20 protein-coding genes and 5 tRNA genes are annotated in these 21,681 nt (G+C 38.7%); 22 read left to right on the top strand and 3 right to left on the bottom strand.

Annotated features, from left to right (window positions below):
• Positions 1-34 precede the first annotated feature (34 nt).
• Positions 35-1,876: a Fe-S protein assembly chaperone HscA gene (hscA, locus tag ACYVM0_RS14110; protein WP_460557976.1), complete on the top strand. Its 1,842-nt coding sequence runs from the start codon at positions 35-37 to the stop codon at positions 1,874-1,876.
• On the opposite strand, the gene ACYVM0_RS14105 is transcribed toward hscA, so the two are convergent.
• On the bottom strand, positions 1,830-3,794 hold the full coding sequence (locus ACYVM0_RS14105; RefSeq protein ID WP_460557975.1) for a hypothetical protein: 1,965 nt from the start codon (positions 3,792-3,794) through the stop codon (positions 1,830-1,832). The two genes, hscA and ACYVM0_RS14105, sit on opposite strands and share 47 nt — an antisense overlap.
• Positions 3,795-3,971: 177 nt before the next feature.
• On the opposite strand from ACYVM0_RS14105, the gene ACYVM0_RS14100 reads away from it, so the two are divergent.
• Positions 3,972-4,670 (top strand): class I SAM-dependent methyltransferase, encoded by a 699-nt coding sequence (locus tag ACYVM0_RS14100; protein WP_460557974.1) that lies wholly within the window; start codon positions 3,972-3,974, stop codon positions 4,668-4,670.
• A gap of 4 nt (positions 4,671-4,674) precedes the next feature.
• Here the strand turns inward: ACYVM0_RS14100 and ACYVM0_RS14095 are convergent, their stop codons facing one another.
• A complete protein-coding gene (locus ACYVM0_RS14095) occupies positions 4,675-5,601 on the bottom strand; it encodes a glycosyltransferase family 2 protein (RefSeq protein ID WP_460557973.1) in 927 nt (308 codons plus the stop codon).
• Between the two features lie 95 nt (positions 5,602-5,696).
• Here ACYVM0_RS14095 and ACYVM0_RS14090 point away from each other — a divergent pair, with 95 nt between their 5' ends.
• Complete coding sequence (locus ACYVM0_RS14090) at positions 5,697-6,524, top strand: class I SAM-dependent methyltransferase (protein ID WP_460557972.1); 828 nt, start codon at positions 5,697-5,699, stop codon at positions 6,522-6,524.
• Here ACYVM0_RS14090 and ACYVM0_RS14085 read toward each other — a convergent pair.
• A complete protein-coding gene (locus tag ACYVM0_RS14085; RefSeq protein WP_460557971.1) occupies positions 6,508-7,095 on the bottom strand; it encodes a riboflavin synthase in 588 nt (195 codons plus the stop codon). The two genes, ACYVM0_RS14090 and ACYVM0_RS14085, sit on opposite strands and share 17 nt — an antisense overlap.
• A 196-nt stretch (positions 7,096-7,291) precedes the next feature.
• Here ACYVM0_RS14085 and rpsU point away from each other — a divergent pair, with 196 nt between their 5' ends.
• The 19 genes from rpsU to rpoB all read left to right on the top strand — a co-directional run bounded on the left by rpsU (position 7,292) and on the right by rpoB (position 21,619).
• Complete coding sequence (gene rpsU / locus ACYVM0_RS14080) at positions 7,292-7,486, top strand: 30S ribosomal protein S21 (RefSeq protein WP_430986878.1); 195 nt, start codon at positions 7,292-7,294, stop codon at positions 7,484-7,486.
• Between the two features lie 66 nt (positions 7,487-7,552).
• Entirely contained in the window at positions 7,553-8,455 is a 903-nt protein-coding gene (locus ACYVM0_RS14075; protein WP_460557970.1) for a site-specific integrase, read from the top strand.
• 247 nt (positions 8,456-8,702) lie between these two features.
• On the top strand, positions 8,703-9,002 hold the full coding sequence (locus tag ACYVM0_RS14070) for an HPF/RaiA family ribosome-associated protein (RefSeq protein WP_460557969.1): 300 nt from the start codon (positions 8,703-8,705) through the stop codon (positions 9,000-9,002).
• Between the two features lie 281 nt (positions 9,003-9,283).
• Positions 9,284-9,356 (top strand) — tRNA-Thr (locus ACYVM0_RS14065).
• 92 nt (positions 9,357-9,448) lie between these two features.
• Positions 9,449-9,531, top strand: a tRNA-Tyr gene (locus ACYVM0_RS14060).
• Positions 9,532-9,601: 70 nt separating this feature from the next.
• A tRNA-Gly gene (locus ACYVM0_RS14055) sits at positions 9,602-9,674 on the top strand.
• Positions 9,675-9,756: 82 nt separating this feature from the next.
• A tRNA-Thr gene (locus tag ACYVM0_RS14050) sits at positions 9,757-9,828 on the top strand.
• A gap of 112 nt (positions 9,829-9,940) precedes the next feature.
• Positions 9,941-11,128 (top strand): elongation factor Tu, encoded by a 1,188-nt coding sequence (gene tuf, locus ACYVM0_RS14045; protein WP_430986881.1) that lies wholly within the window; start codon positions 9,941-9,943, stop codon positions 11,126-11,128.
• Between the two features lie 102 nt (positions 11,129-11,230).
• Positions 11,231-11,301: transfer RNA gene (locus ACYVM0_RS14040), tRNA-Trp, on the top strand.
• 82 nt (positions 11,302-11,383) lie between these two features.
• The gene (secE, locus tag ACYVM0_RS14035; protein ID WP_460557968.1) at positions 11,384-11,581 is read left to right on the top strand and encodes a preprotein translocase subunit SecE; all 198 of its coding nucleotides are present in this window, start codon (positions 11,384-11,386) and stop codon (positions 11,579-11,581) included.
• A gap of 2 nt (positions 11,582-11,583) precedes the next feature.
• Complete coding sequence (gene nusG, locus ACYVM0_RS14030) at positions 11,584-12,195, top strand: transcription termination/antitermination protein NusG (RefSeq protein WP_460557967.1); 612 nt, start codon at positions 11,584-11,586, stop codon at positions 12,193-12,195.
• Positions 12,196-12,256: 61 nt separating this feature from the next.
• The gene (locus ACYVM0_RS14025; protein WP_460557966.1) at positions 12,257-12,724 is read left to right on the top strand and encodes a DUF4920 domain-containing protein; all 468 of its coding nucleotides are present in this window, start codon (positions 12,257-12,259) and stop codon (positions 12,722-12,724) included.
• Between the two features lie 120 nt (positions 12,725-12,844).
• On the top strand, positions 12,845-14,395 hold the full coding sequence (locus ACYVM0_RS14020; protein ID WP_460557965.1) for a serine hydrolase: 1,551 nt from the start codon (positions 12,845-12,847) through the stop codon (positions 14,393-14,395).
• A gap of 138 nt (positions 14,396-14,533) precedes the next feature.
• On the top strand, positions 14,534-15,067 hold the full coding sequence (locus ACYVM0_RS14015; RefSeq protein WP_460557964.1) for a hypothetical protein: 534 nt from the start codon (positions 14,534-14,536) through the stop codon (positions 15,065-15,067).
• A gap of 221 nt (positions 15,068-15,288) precedes the next feature.
• On the top strand, positions 15,289-15,732 hold the full coding sequence (gene rplK / locus ACYVM0_RS14010; protein WP_430986889.1) for a 50S ribosomal protein L11: 444 nt from the start codon (positions 15,289-15,291) through the stop codon (positions 15,730-15,732).
• A 45-nt stretch (positions 15,733-15,777) separates the two neighbouring features.
• Complete coding sequence (gene rplA / locus ACYVM0_RS14005) at positions 15,778-16,467, top strand: 50S ribosomal protein L1 (protein ID WP_460557963.1); 690 nt, start codon at positions 15,778-15,780, stop codon at positions 16,465-16,467.
• Positions 16,468-16,505: 38 nt separating this feature from the next.
• A complete protein-coding gene (gene rplJ, locus ACYVM0_RS14000) occupies positions 16,506-17,030 on the top strand; it encodes a 50S ribosomal protein L10 (protein WP_460557962.1) in 525 nt (174 codons plus the stop codon).
• 143 nt (positions 17,031-17,173) lie between these two features.
• Positions 17,174-17,545 carry a ribosomal protein bL12 gene (gene rplL, locus ACYVM0_RS13995; RefSeq protein ID WP_460557961.1) on the top strand — a complete coding sequence of 124 codons (372 nt, stop codon included), beginning with the start codon at positions 17,174-17,176 and terminating at the stop codon, positions 17,543-17,545.
• Positions 17,546-17,809: 264 nt separating this feature from the next.
• Positions 17,810-21,619 (top strand): DNA-directed RNA polymerase subunit beta, encoded by a 3,810-nt coding sequence (gene rpoB / locus ACYVM0_RS13990; RefSeq protein ID WP_460557960.1) that lies wholly within the window; start codon positions 17,810-17,812, stop codon positions 21,617-21,619.
• Positions 21,620-21,681: the final 62 nt, after the last annotated feature.

The following is a 21,681-nucleotide window of genomic DNA, read 5'->3' as shown; positions in this document are numbered from 1 at the left end:
CTTTTTTATTTGCTAACTTTGCAAAAAAAATTACATGGCTAAAATAGCTATCAACATAGCAACGGGAAGTTTACAGCAAGATGAAATGATTGTAGGTATTGATCTGGGTACCACCAACAGCCTGGTGGCCATCATACATCCCGAAAGTAAAAATCCTGTGGCATTAAAAGAACACAATGCCAGTTCATTAGTACCGTCCGTCATTTATTTTGGCAGCAGCGGTGAGTTGGTTGTAGGCGATGAAGCAAAGCAACACCTGGTAACAGACCCTGCTCATACTATCTTTTCCGCAAAAAGATTAATGGGGAAAACCTATAATGATGTAGCAGGCAACGCCTCTTCGCTGGCATATAAAATCATTGATGATGAAGGAAGATTAGTGAAAGTTCAGGTAGATGATAAATTTTATTCTCCTGTCGATCTGTCGGCACTTATTTTAAAAGAATTAAAAGCTAAGGCAGAGCATATTTTAAAAACAACCGTAGGTAAAGCTGTAATTACAGTGCCGGCATATTTTAATGATGCCCAGCGCCAGGCAACAAGAGACGCCGGAAAATTAGCCGGGCTTGATGTTTTACGCATAATAAATGAACCTACCGCTGCAAGTTTAGCATATGGCTTTGGTATAAAAAAAGACGAGGCAAAAACAATTGCAGTGTACGATTTGGGTGGCGGCACTTTTGATATTTCAATACTGACCATTAATGACGGCATATTTGAAGTGCTCGCTACCAATGGTGATACTTTTCTGGGTGGGGACGATCTTGATATGGCAGTAGTGAATTATTGGGTAGATAAAAATACTTATGCAGGCGATAAAAACGAAATAAAGCAACAGTTACGCTTAAAAGCTGAAGAGGCAAAAAAATACTTATCAGCCAGCGATGTTTTTACAGGTTCATTTCAAAATGAAAAAATAAGTCTTACCCGCCAGGAGTTTGAAGCGATCATTAAACCCGTTATCGATAAAACGATAACCTGTTGCAGTAATGCTTTAAAAGATTCCGGTTTGGCCAAAAAAGAAATTGATGAAGTGATAATGGTAGGCGGAAGTACAAGAACACCATTAGTGAAAAAAATGGTGAGTGATTTCTTTGGTAAACAGGTAAACGATACCGTTAATCCTGATGAAGTGGTGGCGTTGGGTGCAGCAATACAGGCTGATATTCTGGCGGGCAATACCAAAGATCTTTTATTACTTGATGTTACGCCTCTTTCGCTGGGATTGGAAACGATGGGGGGATTGATGGATGTTCTGTTGCCGAGAAACTCTAAGATACCTGCAAAAGCTGCAAGGCAATATACCACCTACAAAGATGGACAAAGCGGGATGAAGATAGCCGTTTACCAGGGTGAAAGGGATATGGTACAGGACAATCGTAAACTGGCAGAGTTTAATCTTTCGGGCATACCGGGGATGCCTGCAGGCCTTCCAAAAGTAGAAGTGAGTTTTTTAATAAACGCAGACGGTATATTGGTGGTAAAGGCAAAAGAATTACGCAGCGGCATTGAGCAGGCCATACAGGTAAAGCCACAATATGAATTAACAGATGAAGAAGTGGAAAGAATGTTGCTGGATTCTATGCAGAATGCAGAAAAAGATATAGCCACAAGAGCGTTGGTGGAAGCAAGAACAGAAGGAGAGCAATTGCTGGAAACAACAGAAAAATTTATTCATAAAAATATTGCAGCCTTAACCCCTGAAGAAATTACTGCCACTTCATTGGCGATGCAGGCTTTGCAATTGTCACTTGATATGCAGGATAAAAATCTGATACAGGCAAAAACCGAGGAATTAAATGCTGTTTCAAGACCATATGCAGAGCGGATTATGGATCAATCTGTGGCCCTGGCGATGAAGGGGAAGGCGGTTTAGTTTTTAGCAACAGTAGCAGCATACAATATAAGATCAATGCTGATAAACTGATCAGCATGGCCCATTTAATAAAATCAGGCTCAAAGCTGAAGGTTATTTTGTTCTGCCCTTTATTTACAGGGGCACTCATAAAATTAATGCCAAAACTATCAACGTTATTTTTTAAGCTGCCGGTTTTATAATACCAATGCGGATATAAATTTTGTTTCAATACAATTACAAATGGGGAGTCAGTATTGGTATTTATTGAAATACTATTGGGAGAAAAAGAGGCGATCGTAATATTCTTTACAAAAGAATCGCTGCTGAAAACAAAAGGTTTATCTGCATAAATTTCTCCCGGTGAGGTTCGTCCTTTTTCAAAATATGACTTCATGTTTTTTAAAACAATCGGGTAAGCTACTTCCTGCCTGGTGCCGATCTGTTTGTTATACATACTCCAGTCGCCAACCAATCCTTTTTCTGTTGCGTTAAGGGTATCGTTCTGTAATAAAGATTGTAAGGCAGGAATGGGAATACCTTTGGATGATTTGTTGAGCACGGACTGCACTTGTGCAACAGAAGCTTTACCTACACCGGTAAACGGAATATTAAGCAGGCATGCCAATATCATATCTGCTACTACAATTTTTTTTAGCAGTTCATAGTTGTTTAATTTCAATGACCGGCCTATACTCCATAAAATAAATAGTTGCAGAAAACTCTGTATCCATATAGTATCATAAAAACTAATAGCATCGATGAGTGCTTTTAGTTTCAGCGCAAAACCTGTTTCATGTACCACTTTTTTAACTTGAAAAACAATACTGTTATCAGCAGATATCGCTTTGTACATAGCACAGATGCCGCTTACCAGTAATATTGATCCGATAAATAAAATAAGCCGTTTTGCTTTGCCCGCAGATTCATTCTTGTTTTTACTAAACTTATTTAATTCAATGGCAGCGATAATGATAAAGCATAGTAGGGCAAATATCCTGAACTCACCATTCAAACGTACATATCCGATGAACGGAACAAATTTGTAAGCAAAGGTTTTAAAAACTCCCCCGGAAGATAGCAGTGTGAAAATTATTCCTGTTAACAGAAGAAATTTTTGCCAGCTATCTTTTTTGCTGATGAGCGCCACAAGAAAAAATAATAGAAGCGTAAGGCTGAAATAGCAATTACGCATACTGGGGTCGGTATTGTACAGACTATCGTTTTTTACTGTGGCAAAAGGAAGTAAAGCACTGATCCAGCTTTGCAGGTTAGTAGGATTTGAAAGCGAGTCAGCAAGGCTTATCTTTTCACCTCTCACAAAATAAGGCAGTATATCAAAATATCCTGCAAGCATACCGGTACTTAAAATCAAAAGCAGCAGCAGCAGCAAGCCATTTGCTTTACCAATGGTTGTAATTCTTATTTTTAATGAATTGCCATTTTTATTTTTAAGAAAATGAAAAACCAGTACTGCTGTAAAAAAATACACAGCACAAATTGTAATGCCGGGATGTGCCGAAGAAACCAACATGTAAAAAAGTAAGGCTGCAGCTATAGCTCTTTTAAAAGTAAAATTGTTTAGTAATTGCAGGTAACTCCAGAAACACCAGGGTAAAAAAGCGGCACCGCTAAGCCAGTTAAAATGCTGCAGGTGCCCGGTGGTATAACCGCAGCACATAAATGCAACGCCGGCGATAATTCGTACCGGCTTATCTAGTTTCCATAAGCCGGTGAGGGTGTACATGCCAATGCCACCGAGTAATATGTAAAACAACACTTCAAGAGTAAGTGTGTAAGCATTGTAGCCAATAGTGCTTGCAATCAGCCAGGTAACAGGGCTCCAGTAGCCACTGCTCATGTCACCATATTGCGGTATACCAAAATTGATGTAAGGGTTCCATAACGGCAGGTGGCCGGCATGTATACTTTCGCTCATAAAAAATTTAGGGGGAAAGTATCCGTTAAAAGCGTCATTCTTTAAAAAAAACAGGAATGTGGAAACCGGTAAAAAGGCAAGAACTAAAACAATAATAAAAAACAGGATAGTATTTAGCGAAAGCCTGTTTGAATTTGCGTAAACTTGCATGGAATAAAAATACACTATTCTTAAAAAATGAGTGAAAGAACTTTTGATGATTTTGATGACTATGCAAAAGATTACAGGGATGTGCATACGGAAAATGTAAAATTATCCGGTGCCGACAGTTTTTATTTTGCAGCAATGAAAGTGCAATTGCTGCAGCAGTTTGAAAAAAATACTACTTTAAAAATACTGGATATCGGTTGCGGTGACGGCGCTACAGAATTATTTATGCAGCAATATTTTTCGCAATGGAAGGTAGAGGGTATTGACGTTTCGGAAAAAAGCATTGCAGCAGCCGGCACAAAGAATATTGCCAACAGCAGGTTTAGTGTTTATGATGGTACGCAAATTCCTTTTGATGATAATAGTTTTGATATTGTTTTTATAGCAGGAGTTTTACACCACGTTGATTTTGCTTTGCACCAGGTGATAATGCGGGAAATTTTCAGGGTGTTAAAAGCCGGTGGCAGATTGTATCTTTTTGAACATAATCCGTTAAATCCCGTAACCAGGCACCTGGTAAATACCTGTGTGTTTGATAAAGATGCAAAACTGTTGCATAATAATTATACCAAAGGACTCATTAAAAAAAGCGGACTTACAATCAGGCATAATAAATTCATCATCTTTTTTCCAAGAAAAGGCCTGCCGGGTAAATTTATTTTTTTAGAAAAATACCTGCAATGGCTGCCTTTGGGCGGACAGTATTTTATACAGGCCTGCAAATAAAAACCTAATCTCTTTCAGGTAAATTTATTTTCTTATTGACCAGGTAAAGCGGCCGGTTCTTTGTTTCGGTAAATAAACTGGCGATGTACTCTCCTAACAATCCTATGGCTAATAATTGTGTACCACCTAAAAACATTACGGCAATAATTAAAGAAGCCCAGCCGGGAATAGTATTACCCTGGAAATAAGCTACCAATGCAAAAATGCCAAAACCAAAAGCGGCCAGCGAAATCAGGGAGCCAATAAGCAGTGCAATTCGCAGCGGTTTAAAGCTGAAAGAAGTAGTGCCTTTTAAAGCAAGCTTTAGCATTTTGCCAAAAGAGTATTTTGTAGTACCGTATTTTCTTGCAGGCGCATCAAATGAAACAGTAGCAGTTTTAAATCCTATCCAGCTGAACAGGCCTCTTAAAAAAAGTTCCCTTTCTTTAAACAGTAAAATACTTTTCAGCACTTTACTGTTGAAAGCTTTAAAATCTGCAACATTGGCTTCTATTTTTGTATCAGAAATAAAATTGATGAATCGATAAAAAACAGCAACCAGTATTTTTTTTATCAGCCCGATATTTTCGGTGGAATTTCTTTTGGTATTCACCAGGTCATATCCCTCGTCTAATTTATCCAGCATTGCCGGAATCAAAGCCGGAGGATGCTGCAGGTCTCCATCCATAATAATAATGGTATCGCCGGCAGCATGGTTCATACCAGCCATCAAAGCATTCTGGTGGCCAAAATTCCTGCTTAGTGAAATGCATTTGTATCTGCTATCAGTTGTGGCAATGGCTTCAATAGCAGTAAGTGTTGCATCAGTGCTGCCATCGTCAACAAAAATCACTTCGTACTCAACTTTGCAATGCATGCTTAATTCTGCATAAAGCGGCGCAATGTTTTCCGCTTCATTATAAACAGGAATGATGATACTAAGCAATTTCATTGTTTAAGTTTGTAACTTGAAGATAAATTTAAAAGTAGAGATAAATTTTATATTTCCTGCAATCTGCATTAAATAAAATAAAAGCATAAGCGAAAATGAACTTTAAAAAATACCTGGGCAATTTTATACGAAAGACAAATCTTGCCCGGGTTGCCGATAAAATACGCTTCTATATACAATACAGCAGCAATTATTTTACTAATAAAAAATTTGCAACACAAAATCCTGCGGCAAAATTTCCTCCACCTTATTTTTTATACGAAACTTACGAGGTTAATTATAAAAGCTATTATGAAGATGGGTTTCAAACCGCATCAGAAATCGTTGCGCTTTTTCAATCTCATCTGAATTTTAGTGAAGCCGGCAAAAAAATACTCGACTGGGGCTGCGGTCCCGGCAGGGTAGTAAGGCATTTACCTGGCATATTACAAGATGCGCATTTGGTTTATGGCTGCGATTATAATGAAGCATACATTAACTGGTGCAGTAAAAATCTTACCAATATTTCCTTTGAAAAAAACGAATTAGATCCGCCGGTTTTATTTATGAGTGATTATTTTGATGGTATATACGGTCTCTCAATTATAACACACCTTTCACTTAAAAGCCATGTGAGCTGGATCGCTGAATTAAAAAGAATATTAAAACCTGGTGGGCTATTGCTCATTACATCGCAAGGCAACCAGTTTAAAGAAAAATTGTTGCAACACGAACTGGACATGTTTAATGCCGGAAAATTGGTAGTAAGAGATACCGAACATGAAGGGCACAGGGTATATGCGGCTTTTCAGCCGGAAACATTTATGAAAATTTTATTAAAGGATTTTACCCTGCTGCAATTTATACCTGGCGGCAGTAAAGAAAGCATTCATGGGTTGCAGGATACCTGGCTGGTGCAAAAAACTTTTATTTCAATTGCATAAACCGGTGTACATATTTCCCTATCATATCAAACTCAATATTTACCAGCTCTCCTTTTTTTAAAGTATTGATATTAGTATGATGATAAGTATATGGAATTATGGCTACCGTAAAAGAATTGCGGCCTACTTTAAAAATGGTAAGGCTGGTGCCGTTTAAACTGATGGAACCCTTTTCAATAACCAAATGCCCGAATGTTTCAGGAAAAGTGAAAGTATATTCCCAGCTACCATCTTTTTCAACTACTTCGCTGCAGGTGGCAACAGTATCCACATGCCCCTGAACAATATGCCCGTCCAGCCTGCCATTCATTTGCATGCAGCGCTCTAAATTTACCATAGCACCCGTGTGTAACTGGTTCAGGTTGGTTTTTAAAAGGGTTTCTTCAATAGCGGTAACCCGGTGCATGCCGTCTTTGATTTCTTCTACGGTAAGGCAAACGCCGCTATGGCTAAGACTTTGGTCTATTTTTAACTCGTTTGAAAGGGGGGAACTTATCCAGTAGGTCTTATTAGTGCCGCTCACTTCAATAGCTTCAACAATACCCGTATTTTCAATTATTCCTGTAAACATGCCCCAAATTTCGGAATTTGTCAGTACTTCTGAATTTTATTTCAGACATTAATGAAAGAAGTACATTTTACAGGTAAAACAGCCCGGAATAAAATTTCGATATACAAGATTTCATTTTTTTAAATATTTCTGCTATCTTTGCGCCCTCCCGATTGAACCGGGATATTTAAATCACCTAAAGGAGGTATAATATTATATGTTAATTATTGACTCAAAAGATTGCGAAAACATCGACAAAGCGCTTAAGAAGTACAAAAAGAAATTTGAAAAAAGTAAAATTTTGTTACAACTTAGAGACAGGCAGGCTTTTACCAAGCCATCTGTTAGGCGTCGTAAAGAAGTGTTGAAAGCGATCTATAAGGATCAGGTTACCGCTGGTAAATTCGATTAATAACTTATAGCACAAAATATATTCAACTGATACCCGGTTATTGTAACTTCGGGTATCAGTTTTTTTATGTCCATAACCAACCCCAAAGCATTACAACAATTCATCGATTACCTTAAATTTCAAAAAAGGTATTCACAGCATACTATCATTTCTTACCAAACTGACCTGGCAGCCTTCTTTGATTTTATTGAACTTACTTTTGGGCATACTTCTTTGCCTGATATAAAGCCCGCTTTTGTTCGTACCTGGCTGGCCAGTTTAAAAGAACAGGGCATGGAAGCCAAATCTATCAACAGGAAAATATCTTCTCTCAAATCTTTTTTTAAGTACCAGCTTAAGGAAGAACTGGTGCAGGTGAGCCCGATGAGTACCATCATTTCTCCAAAAACAAAAAAAAGACTGCCCCAGTTTGTAGAAAAAGCAGACATTGATACTTTGTTTTCTTACGTGGAATTCCCTGATAACTGGCAGGGAAAGACCGACAGGATAATACTGCAGTTATTTTACAATACCGGTATAAGGCAGGCTGAATTGGTATCGTTAAAAGAGGGGCAGGTGGATTTGTTCAGGAATTCCATTAAAGTACTGGGAAAAGGCAATAAGGAAAGAATTATACCTGTAAGTGCAGAGTTATTGGGTTTATTGAAGAATTATATGGCCGAAAAAAGAAAAGTTTTGGAACATTATAATGCTGAAACCTTGTTGGTTAATGAAAAAGGGAATAAGTTATATCCCAGGTATGTGTACAACTCGGTAAAAAAATACCTCAGCATGATCACCACTATCAGCAAAAAAAGCCCCCACGTACTACGCCATACTTTTGCCACTCATTTAATGAATAATGGAGCCGATTTAAATGCGGTTAAGGAATTACTCGGCCACAGCAGCCTTGCAGCCACACAGATTTATACACATAATTCAATAGAAAAGTTAAAAGACATTCATAAAAAAGCACATCCCAAAGCCTGATCTGCTTTTTAAAACGGGGCAGCAATTTGCCACAAAAAATTTCGTTAGGGTTTATTACTTTAACGGCTTGGGAAATATTGTTAAATTTAGCAGGCCTTCCACAAAATTTTATTTTGTAAACTACGTTTCAAATGTTAACTTCATTATCAGATAAAAACCAGTAAAAACCCAATAACAGATTGCCTATGATTTAAGTGTACCTAAAGAAGTTCTTTCACATTATTTTTCACAGATTAAAATCAGAAGTATGAACGTAAACATTCAAACTGTGCATTTTGACGCAGATTCAAAGTTGGTATCTTATATTGAGAAAAAGATTTCTAAATTAACACAGTTTCACGACAGGATTACCAAAGTAGATGTGTATTTAAAATTAGACAATGTAGTACACAATATTAAAGACAAGATCGCCGAAATAAAAGTTCATATTCCCAGGTATGAATTTTTTGTAAAACAATCATCCAAATCATTCGAAGAAAGTTTTGACGTAGCACTGGACTCTGTAATAACCCAGATAAAACGAAAAAAAGACAAACAGGCAGCATAAAAAAAATAACCTCGTCCCGTCCCCAACTTAGTTGAGGACGGGATTTTTATTTCCGGGTTATACACATTTTATAAATCAGTTGTAAAAAATTCCTTTTCAAACTTTTTGTATTAATCATTTTCTCTTACCTTTGCCTTCCGAAAAAAATAGGGCTGCTTTAGTGTGGACCAAATTATTCGAAAGTTCTTTCAAAATAAGCCGGATTATCCCAGCAGGTCAGGCATCCCGATTTCTCTTCGGGAAGGTTATGGACCCTGCTAAGGAAATACGATTCATAGTAAGCCGAGGTAGCTCAGTTGGTAGAGCAGCTGATTTGTAATCAGCAGGTCGTGGGTTCGACTCCCTTCCTCGGCTCAGTATTAGTTAACGGGTTTATTAGTTACTTAGTGGATAAAAAGGGTTACACCTGATTAACTATTTAGCCAATAAACGAATTAACTAAACGGGGGCAGATGGCCGAGTGGTTAAAGGCGACAGACTGTAAATCTGTTCTCTCCGGAGTACGTAGGTTCGAAACCTACTCTGCCCACAATACCTGCAAGCTCCAGCTTGCAGTATCTTAGTTCTTTTGATTTGGAAGCTGGAGCTTCCAGTTACCAGCGGAAGTAGCTCATTTGGTAGAGCGGTAGCCTTCCAAGCTTCAGGTGGCCGGTTCGAGCCCGGTCTTCCGCTCTTTTGAGATGATAGAAGTTAGATGATAGTTGTTAGCATTGAGCTGTCATCTAACATCCATCAACTATCAGCTCCTAAGCAAGCCGTCGTAGCTCAGGGGTAGAGCACTTCCTTGGTAGGGAAGGGGTCGTGAGTTCGATTCTCACTGATGGCTCAGTAAACAATAAAGTACAAAGTAGTAATACTGTGTGCATAAAGTATAAAAGTCCACGGTTCAAAGACTTTAAATAAGAACCAATTTCAAAACAAATATTAAAATTTAAACAATGGCAAAAGAATCTTTCAAAAGGGATAAACCCCATTTAAACGTTGGTACTATTGGTCACGTGGATCACGGTAAAACAACACTTACAGCCGCTATAACCGATGTTTTGTCAAAAAGAGGTTTAGCGGAGAAAAAAAATTATGATGATATTGATGGTGCTCCTGAAGAAAAAGAAAGGGGTATTACAATTAATACAGCTCACGTTGAGTACGCTACTGCTACTCGTCACTATGCTCACGTTGACTGTCCGGGTCACGCTGACTATGTGAAAAACATGATCACTGGTGCTGCTCAGATGGATGGCGCTATCCTTGTAGTGGCTGCAACTGACGGTCCGATGCCGCAAACCAAAGAGCACATCTTATTGGCTCGCCAGGTAGGTGTACCTCAGATCGTTGTTTTTATGAACAAAGTTGATCTGGTAGATGATCCTGAATTATTGGAATTAGTAGAAATGGAGATCCGTGAGTTATTGACTTCTTACGGTTTTGATGGCGATAATACTCCTATCATCCAGGGTTCTGCAACCGGCGCATTAGCTGGCGAAGAAAAATGGATTGCAAAAATCAACGAATTGATGGATGCCGTTGATAGCTATATTCCTTTACCTCCACGTTTAGTTGATTTACCATTCCTGATGAGTGTTGAGGACGTATTCTCTATCACTGGTCGTGGTACTGTTGCTACAGGTCGTATCGAAAGAGGCCGTATCAAAGTGGGTGAAGCTATTGAAGTAGTAGGTTTAATGGAAAAACCATTATCTACAACCTGTACTGGTGTGGAAATGTTCAAAAAATTACTGGACGAAGGTGAAGCTGGTGATAACGCAGGTCTTTTATTACGTGGTATTGAAAAAACTCAGATCCGTCGTGGTATGGTACTTTGCAAACCAGGTACTATCACTCCGCATACTGAATTTAAAGGTGAGGTTTACGTATTAAGCAAAGAAGAAGGCGGACGTCATACTCCATTCTTCAATAAATACCGTCCTCAGTTCTATTTCCGTACTACTGACGTAACTGGTGAAGTTACTTTAAATGCTGGTACTGAAATGGTTATGCCTGGTGATAATACCAACTTGTCTGTTACATTGATCCAACCAATCGCAATGGAAAAAGGTTTAAAATTTGCGATTCGTGAAGGTGGCCGTACAGTAGGTGCTGGTCAGGTAACTGAAATTATCAAGTAAGCAAAAAGCCAAAAGCTTTTAGCTTTAAGCAAATAATTTTTATATATTTGCAACATATTCTAAAAGCTGTTTCGGTAAAACGAAATAGCTTTTAGCTTTTATACGGGCATGGTGCAACGGTAGCATACGGGTCTCCAAAACCTTTGATCTGGGTTCGAATCCTAGTGCCCGTGCGAACATTGTTAAATAGTTAATTTGTTAGCCGGATTTAATACCAGCTAACAAATTAACCAATTAACGAATTAACCAATTAACATGAATAAATTAAGAGCATATATCAGTGATTCCTATAAGGAACTGGTACAAAAAGTAACCTGGCCATCATGGGATCAGTTACAGCAATCCACAATGATTGTTTTGGGAGCTACTCTCGTTATCACTGCTGTAGTTTGGGTGATGGATGTGGCTGCAAGCAACTCATTGAAATTTATTTACTCTTTATTTAAAGGATAATCATGGAAGAAATAACACCTATACCAACTGTAGAAAAAGCGGAAAAGCCTGAAAAGGAGAGTAAGTGGTATGTACTTCGTGTGGTAAGTGGTAAAGAGCGCAAGGTAAAAGAATACCTTGATAAAGATATTATCCGCAATGGCTGGGGCAATATTGTAAAACAGATCTTTTTACCGGTAGAAAAAGTTTATAAAGTAGCGAATGGTAAAAAAGTGATGAGGGAAAGAAACTTCTATCCCGGTTATATCATGATTGAAGTGGCTGATGGCAAATTACATGATGATATGATCCAGAGCATGAGCAATGTGAGCAATGTAATGCACTTTTTAACTGACGGTAAGGGTTCTAAAGGAAATATTATTTCTCTGCGTAAAGCCGAAGTAAATAAAATGCTGGGTAAGGTAGATGAGTTGAGCGAGGTAGGTGGTGTTACTATGAGTGAGCCATTTATTATCGGAGAAACAGTGAAGATCATCGACGGGCCTTTCAACGATTTTAATGGTGTAATTGAAGAAGTGAACGACGAAAAGAAAAAACTGAAAGTTCAGGTAAAGATCTTCGGACGTGCCACACCGGTAGAACTAAGCTACATGCAGGTAGAAAAATTAGCATAAAATATGTAAGTCATCCCCAACTTGTTGGGGATGACTTTTTTTAACTATAAAATTTTGCAGTATGAAAAAACTATTCTCTTTAATTACCGTAATGATGATGGGTTTTGCCCTGATGGCGCAACCACCAAAGGGCCCTGCGAAAAAAGGCATGAACTTTGGCGCTAAAACCACCGTGGCAGGTGCAGTTGCAGCTAACGAACTCACCAATGTACTGGCAGACAAAACCACTGCCGATGTAAAAGTAAAAGGAAAAGTAGTAGAAGTATGTAAGGCTGAAGGTTGCTGGATACGCATGGAAACCGCAAGCGGCCCGATGCTGATCAAAATGAAAGATCATTCCTTTACTGTTCCATTGGCATTAAATGGTAAAACTATTGTTGCTGATGGTGTGGCAGAATTAAAAGAAACTTCTGTTGAAATGCTGAAACATTATGCAGAAGATGCCGGAAAAAGCAAAGATGAAATTGCTGCAATTAAAGAACCAAAGAAAGAAATTATTTTGCAGGCGAAGGGTATATTGGTCTTGTAAGCATTTTAAACATAATTATAACTAAATCCTGGCAGTAGCCGGGATTTTTTATTGTAGCTTAAAGGGAAATGAAAATCCTTTACATTTGAATTACCAACCATCGCCATTAAACTATTAAACATGAAAATTTTTTCAATTGTAATATTTTTACTAACCTTATCGTTACATTCCACATCCCAGGTAATTACTTCTGCACAAATAGATTCCCTTACCGAACTCACTTTAAAAACCTTTGATGTTCCCGGCATAGCAGTAGGCGTGATCAAAGATGGTAAACTCATTCATGCAAAAGGGTATGGCGTAAAATCGTTACGTACCATGCAAAAAGTAGATGAGAATACTTTGTTTGGTATAGCAAGCAACAGCAAAGCCTTTACCACTGCCGCTTTAGGCATATTGATAGATGAAGGCAAATTAAAATGGGATGATAAGGTAACGGACTATATTCCTGAATTTAAAATGTACGATCCATATGTGACTGAGGCATTTACGATAAGAGATTTGTTAACCCACCGCAGCGGATTAGGATTGGGTGCAGGCGACCTGATGATGTTTCCCGATTCCAACAACTTTACTAAAAAAGATATTATACACAACCTGCGTTATTTAAAAGCAGTATCCGGCTTTAGAACAAAATACGATTATGATAACAACCTCTACATTGTTGCAGGCGAAGTGGTGGCAAGGGTAAGTGGTAAAAGCTGGGAAGATTTTATTGAGCAACGTATTATGGAACCGTTGGGTATGACGGCGAGTAAGGCATCTATAAACAGGTTGACTAACCGGAATAATATTGTAATGCCACATGCGCCGGTTAATGGAAAAGTTACAACCATTGATATTGAGTGGAGTGAAATAGCTAATGCAGCCGGCGGTATTGTCAGCAATATTACAGATCTGAGCAAATGGCTCATTATGCAAATGGATAGTGGCCGTTACGGTGGCGGCAAAAAATTATTCAGTGAAGAAGTACATGAAGATTTCTGGGCGCCACAAACTATAATTAATACTAATGGTACAGGCGCTTATAATACACATTTTGCGGCTTATGGCCTGGGCTGGTTTTTAAGTGATGTAAAAGGGTATAAGCAGGTAACCCATACCGGTGGGTTGGCAGGTATTGTTACACAGATCACTTTAATACCGGAACTAAAACTGGGTATCATTGTATTGACCAACCAGCAATCCGGTGCTGCATTCACCGCTATCACCAATACCATTAAAGACTGTTACCTGGGCGTAAAAGGTGCCGACAGGGTTAAGCAAATGCATGACAGGGTGGTTAAAAATGAAGCTGAGGCAAAAAAGATCACGGACACTATCTGGGCAGGTATTGCTGCACAACAAAAAAGTACTGCCCCTAAGGCCGATATCAAAAATTTTATTGGCACTTATACAGATCAATGGTTTGGCGATGTAACCATTTCCATTAAAAACGGACAACCCTGGTTTGACAGCAAACGTTCGCCAAAACTAAGTGGTGTGTTATTGCCTTTTAAGGGAAATACCTTTGTGGCTAAATGGAACGACCGCAGCATGGATGCCGACGCCTACGTTAAATTCGAGCTGGATGAAAACGGTAAAGCATCAGGGTTTAAAATGGCAGCGATTTCACCGTTAACAGATTTTAGTTTTGATTTCCAGGACCTGGATTTGAAAAGAGTAAGGTAGCAGCATCGATATTTTCCTTAGTAATTGTTAATGCAACTTAATAAGATTCCACATAGTCTTTAATATATATTTTATATAAATAAGAACTGATAAATGGGAAGTAAATTACAGCTGAGATAATTAATTAAAGAATTTGAAATGAAATACATTTTAACAATATACTTATCCGCTATTAGTTACATTCTTTTAGCTCAATCTGGTGAATTGAATTGCTCAAAGAATTCCTATTTTGAGTTTGTTGGCAACGCATCTATTGTTAAATATCCGGTATCAGCCGTTGATACGGGAAGAAATATTGTATTTCGATTATCTAAAGAGTATGATTGTACTTCTGATATTTTTGATGACGAAATCTTGGTGAGAGCAGTTTGGGAAATCCCAGAAAATACATCCAGCTATAACATTCATATTTCTGCTAAAGACTCCTCTAATATTCCTTTTATTTATTTGTTAAGAGAGGGGCCAAATATTCGTGAGTTTTTAATATCGGCAGAAGGGTATATCAATTGTAAATTGATTGGCGATATATGGAAAATCGAAGCTGATTTGAACATAGCGGTATATAATTCTTCAACCAAAATTACAAGTAAGAAAAAACTTAATTTTCAAGAATCTTTTAGCAAATGGAAAGGAGGAAGCGGAAAAAGAAAATTTGGTTCTTTTAAAATTTAAGAAATTATAAAACTCTACAGATATACCGTAAAATCAAAAATATTAAAACCTCAAATCATTGGTTTTCAGCAATGATTTCAAATTTTAAAAAATCTCCAATCTCCAACCAAAAATCTAAAATATTTACCTACCTTTGCCGTCCCAAAATAGTTCTTAAAGGAATATTATTGTATTGGGAGTCCTGGTAAATGCCCGGACGTTATCACCAAAAAATGTAAACAATGGCAAAAGAAATCACTGGCTATGTTAAACTCCAATGTAAAGGAGGGCAAGCCAATCCAGCACCGCCAATCGGACCTGCCTTAGGTTCTAAAGGTGTGAACATCATGGAGTTCTGTAAGCAATTCAATGCAAGAACCCAGGATAAACCAGGAAAAGTTCTTCCTGTATTGATCACCGTTTATGCTGATAAGTCTTTCGACTTCATCATTAAAACTCCACCAGCTGCAGTACAACTTTTAGAAGCTGCTAAATTGCAAAGCGGAAGTAAAGAACCCAATCGTGTTAAAGTAGGTAAAGTTACCTGGAGCCAGGTAGAAGAGATCGCTAAAGATAAAATGGCTGATCTTAACGCCTTTACTTTAAACAGTGCCATGAGCATGGTTGCTGGTACTGCACGTAGTATGGGATTAACTGTTGACGGAAAAGCCCCTTGGGAAAATTAATTATTAACCTGTCTGCCGGCAGGCAGGCCGAAAATATTTGTAAAAATGATTACGAAAAAAAGAAAAGTAGCAAATACTAAGGTTGATATTAATAAAGCTTATTCCCTTAAGGAAGCATCAACTTTAGTAAAAGAAGTAAACACCACAAAATTTGATAGTTCTGTTGACCTGCACATTAAATTAGGCGTTGACCCTAAGAAGGCAGACCAGGCCATCCGTGGTACGGTTTCATTACCGCACGGTACCGGTAAAACTAAACGTGTATTGGTTTTGTGTACGCCAGATAAAGTAGCTGAAGCAACTGCTGCAGGTGCTGATTTTGTTGGCCTTGATGAGTTCATCACAAAAATTGAAGGTGGCTGGACAGATATTGATGTTATTGTGGCCACTCCGTCAGTAATGCCTAAAATTGGTAAACTGGGTAAAGTGTTAGGTCCTCGTAACTTAATGCCCAACCCTAAAACCGGTACGGTAACTAATGATGTAACTGGTGCAATCAATGATTTGAAAGGAGGTAAAATTGCATTTAAAGTAGATAAAGTGGGTATTATCCATGCATCTATCGGCCGTGTAAGTTTTGCACCTGAAAAAATTGCAGAAAACAGCCAGGAATTAATTAACGCTATTATCAAATTAAAACCTTCTTCTTCAAAAGGTACTTATTTAAAAGGCGTTAGTATGGCAAGCTCAATGAGCCCCGGTATTGCAATTGACACTAAATCTGTTCAAAACTGATCCTTCGGCTAACGCTAAGGATGAAAAAAATATTTGTTATGACAAAACAGGAAAAAAATGAAGTGATCGAATTTCTGAAAGAGAAATTTAATCAATATGATAATTTCTACATTACCGATACAGAAAGTTTAACTGTTGCACAGGTAACCAAACTGCGTCGTGTATGCTTTGATAAGAATGTAGAAATGAAAGTGGCTAAGAACACTTTAATTAAAAAAGCATTGGAAGGTATTGACACTGCAAAATATGCTGGTGTTTATGATTCTCTGCATAAAGTAACTGCATTATTGTTCAGCGAAAATCCTAAGGAACCAGCTGTAATTTTAAGCAGTTTCCGTAAAGAAAGTAAAGGTGAAAAACCTGAGCTGAAAGCGGCATTCATCAACGGCGATGTGTTTGTTGGCGACAATCAATTGAAAGCGTTAACTAACATCAAAACCAAGAATGAGCTTATTGGTGAAGTTATCGGCTTGTTGCAATCTCCGATACAACGTGTTATTGGTGCTTTGCAAAACAGACCAGAAGCTGCTGCTGAAGTAGCTGCTGCGCCGGCAGAAGGTTAATTAGTTAACTGGTTAATTGGTTTCCCGTAAATTAATTAACTAATACAACAAATAAATACCTCTCCCAGGTTAAAGGGAACAAACAAATTTTTTTAATCTCCGCCGGAGTCAAAAACAATGAAGGCGGAAAAAATTTAATCATTATGGCAGACGTAAAAGTATTAGCTGAATCATTAGTAAGCTTAACAGTTAAAGAAGTTCAGGAATTAGCTGAATTCTTAAAATCAGAATACGGTATTGAACCAGCTGCTGCTGCAGTTGTAGTAAGTGGCGTTGGTAGCGAAGCTGCTGCAGTTGAAGAGAAAACATCTTTCAATGTTATCCTGAAAAGCGGTGGTGCTAACAAATTAGCGGTTGTTAAGATCGTTAAAGAATTAACAGGTTTAGGTTTGAAAGAAGCTAAAGATTTAGTGGATGGTGCTCCAAAACCAGTTAAAGAAGGTGTTGATAAAGCAACTGCTGAAGAATTAAAAACAAAATTAACTGAAGCTGGTGCTGATGTTGAGATTGCTTAATTCGTAAGCTTTTCTAAAAATAGCTTTAAAAGCCGGTCCGCCTTTGGTGGGTCGGCTTTTTGCTTGAAAGGACTGCCAAAAAGTTAAAAAAGCGCTGTTATCCACAAAAACCCTTCCAAAACCAGAAAAATCCAAAATCGGAAATCAAAAATCTAAAAAAAATCCCTACCTTTGCCCTCCTTTAATTTAGGCTTAGTGGCATCAATAGCTTTCAAAGCCGGATTTTAAAGGATCTTCTGCACACTTAAACGTCTTAATTACAATATGTCTGCAACAAAAACACCCGCTGCTAAGCGTATCAATTTTGGAAAAGTTGAACTCTTGGCAGAACAACCCGATTTGCTCGGAATCCAGATCCAATCTTTCAGAGACTTTTTCCAGCTGGAAACAACCCCTGATAAAAGGAACGTAGAAGGATTGTTCCGTGTATTCAAGGAAAATTTTCCTATTACTGATACCCGTAACATCTTTGTACTGGAATTCCTGGATTACTTCGTAGATCCGCCACGCTACACTATTGAAGAGTGTATCGAAAGGGGATTGACTTACGCCGTGCCTTTAAAAGCAAAATTGCGTTTAAGTTGTAATGATGAAGAACATGTGGATTTCCAGACGATTGTTCAGGATGTGTTCTTAGGAAACATTCCTTACATGACCCCACGTGGTACTTTTGTTATCAATGGTGCCGAAAGGGTAGTGGTTAGCCAGTTACACCGTTCACCTGGTGTATTCTTCGGCCAGTCAATTCACCCCAACGGAACAAAAATATATTCTGCAAGGGTTATTCCTTTTAAAGGAGCCTGGATGGAATTTGCAACAGACATCAATAACGTGATGTATGCTTACATCGATCGTAAGAAAAAATTCCCTGTAACCACCCTGTTACGTTCCATCGGTTTTGAAACTGATAAGGACATCCTGGAATTATTCGGTATGGCTGATGAAGTAAAAGCAGATAAAAAAACTTTAGCTAACTATATCGGCAAGCGCCTTGCCGCCCGTGTATTACGTACCTGGGTGGAAGATTTTGTGGATGAAGATACCGGTGAAGTGGTTTCTATCGAAAGAAATGAGATCGTTTTGGAAAGGGATACTTTGTTAGACGAATCCAACATCGCCATGATACTGGAAATGGACGTGAAGAGCGTTTTTATCCAGAAAGAAGAAGTGAGCGGTGATTATGCCATTATCTACAACACTTTAAATAAAGATACTTCTAACAGTGAACTGGAAGCGGTACAGCACATCTACAAGCAATTGCGTGGAGCTGATGCCCCTGATGATGAAACTGCACGTGGTATCATTGATAAATTATTCTTCAGCGATAAGCGTTACGATCTAGGTGAAGTAGGCCGTTATAAAATTAACCGCCGCCTTGGTTTAAACTTCCCTATCGAAAAGAAAGTATTAACTAAAGATGATATCATCGCCATCATTAAAACCCTGGTATTATTAACCAATGGTAAAAGTGAGATTGATGATATTGATCACTTAAGCAACCGTCGCGTACGTACTGTGGGCGAGCAATTATATGCCCAGTTTGGTGTTGGTCTGGCCCGTATGGCCCGTACCATCCGTGAAAGAATGAACGTACGTGATAATGAGGTGTTTACCCCGGTTGACCTGATCAATGCAAGAACATTATCTTCTGTTATCAACTCTTTCTTTGGTACATCACAGTTGTCCCAGTTCTTAGATCAAACCAATCCTTTGAGTGAGATTACGCATAAGCGTCGTATCTCCGCACTAGGACCCGGTGGTTTAAGCAGGGAGCGTGCAGGTTTTGAGGTTCGTGACGTTCACTATTCTCACTACGGCCGTTTATGTACTATTGAAACTCCGGAAGGACCAAACATTGGTTTGATATCTACACTTTGTGTACATGCCAAGATCAATGACATGGGCTTTATTGAAACACCTTACCGTAAAGTAACTGATGGTAAAGTGGATATGAAAAAGATCACTTTCCTTAGTGCCGAAGAAGAAGATACAGCGAAGATTGCACAGGCAAATATCGATATGGATGATAAAGGAAACTTTGTTGAGGATATGATCAAGAGTCGCCAGACAGGTGATTTCCCGATCCTTCCAAAAACAGAAGTGGAATATATGGATGTGGCGCCTAACCAGATCGTTGGTTTAAGTGCTTCATTGATTCCGTTCCTTGAGCATGATGATGCTAACCGTGCCCTGATGGGATCGAACATGCAACGCCAGGCTGTACCATTGATCAAACCTGAAGTGCCTATTGTAGGTACCGGTTTGGAAGGTAAAGCTGCACGTGACGCAAGGATCCAGATTCATGCAGACGGAGACGGTGTGGTAGAATATGTAGATGCAAATGAAATACACGTTCGCTATAAGAGAAATGAAACACAGCAATTGGTTTCTTTTGAAGAAGACCTGGTAGTATATAAATTGACCAAGTTTGTTCGCACCAACCAGGAAACTACAATTAACCTGCGTCCTGCTGTAACAAAAGGACAAAAAGTTAGTGAAGGCGATTTCTTAACTGAAGGTTATGCAACCAAAGGCGGTGAATTAGCTTTAGGCCGAAATATGAAAGTGGCGTTCATGCCATGGAAGGGGTACAACTTTGAGGATGCTATCGTGATCTCAGAAAAGGTTGTTAAAGAAGATTTGTTTACGTCTATTCATATCAGTGAGTTTGAAATTGAAGTACGTGATACTAAATTAGGTGAAGAAGAACTGACTCCGGATATTCCAAACGTAAGTGAAGAAGCTACTAAAGACCTGGATCAGAATGGTATCATTCGTATAGGTGCACATATTAAAGAAGGTGACATCATCATTGGTAAGATCACTCCAAAAGGTGAAAGCGATCCAACTCCTGAAGAGAAGTTGTTACGTGCCATCTTTGGTGATAAAGCAGGTGATGCAAAAGATGCCTCATTAAAAGCACCAAGCGGAACAGAAGGTGTTGTTATTGATAAAAAATTATTCCAGAGAGCTAAGAAAGATAAGAATGCCAAGGTTCGTGAAAAGGCTCAGTTGGACAAGATTGAGAAAACGCACGAAAAGAATGAAACAGACCTGCTGGAATTATTGATCAACAAACTACAGACTTTATTGAAAGAGAAGAGCAGTGCAGGTGTTAGCAATAATTTTGGTGAAGTATTGATTGGTAAAGGTGCAAAATTCAATGCTAAAAACTTAGCCAACATCGACTATCAGAATGTTAACCCGTTAGGATGGACCGGTGATGCTAAAGTGGATGAATTGATCAACATCTTGTTGCATAACTACAACATTAAGTACAACGAGGAATTAGGAAGGTATAAGAGAGAGAAATTCAACATTTCCATTGGTGATGAATTACCTGCAGGTGTGTTGAAACTGGCTAAAGTGTACTTAGCGGTTAAACGTAAATTAAAGGTGGGTGATAAAATGGCGGGTCGCCACGGTAACAAAGGTATTGTTGCCAAGATCGTTCGCCAGGAAGATATGCCTTTCCTTGAAGACGGAACACCGGTTGATATTGTATTGAATCCGTTGGGTGTACCTAGTCGTATGAACCTTGGACAGATCTACGAAACAGCGTTAGGCTGGGCAGGTGAAAAATTAGGTGTTCGTTTTGCAACTCCAATTTTTGACGGTGCTTCGGTAAATGAAATTGCAGAAAAAATTGACGAAGCAGGTTTACCTAAATTCGGTCATACCTACTTATACGATGGAGAAACCGGCGAACGCTTTGACCAAAAAGCAACCGTAGGTATCATCTACATCATTAAGCTGCACCATATGGTGGATGATAAAATGCATGCCCGTTCAATCGGACCATACAGTTTGATCACACAACAACCGTTAGGTGGTAAGGCACAGTTTGGTGGACAGCGTTTTGGTGAGATGGAGGTTTGGGCATTGGAAGCATACGGTGCATCTAACATTTTGCAGGAATTGTTAACGCTTAAATCTGATGATATCATCGGAAGGGCTAAAACGTACGAAGCAATTGTAAAAGGTGATAACGTTCCAAGAGCCGGCATTCCTGAATCATTCAATGTATTGGTACATGAATTAAGAGGATTAGGTCTTGATCTTAAATTCGAATAACGAGGCGTGAGACGTGAATCGTCATGCGTGAGACAGAGCGAATAGTTCTCCACTCACGACTA

This window comes from Ferruginibacter profundus, assembly GCF_054783275.1.
The sequence above is the reverse complement of the archived record's forward strand: the minus strand, read 5'-3'. Positions and strand labels throughout refer to the sequence as shown.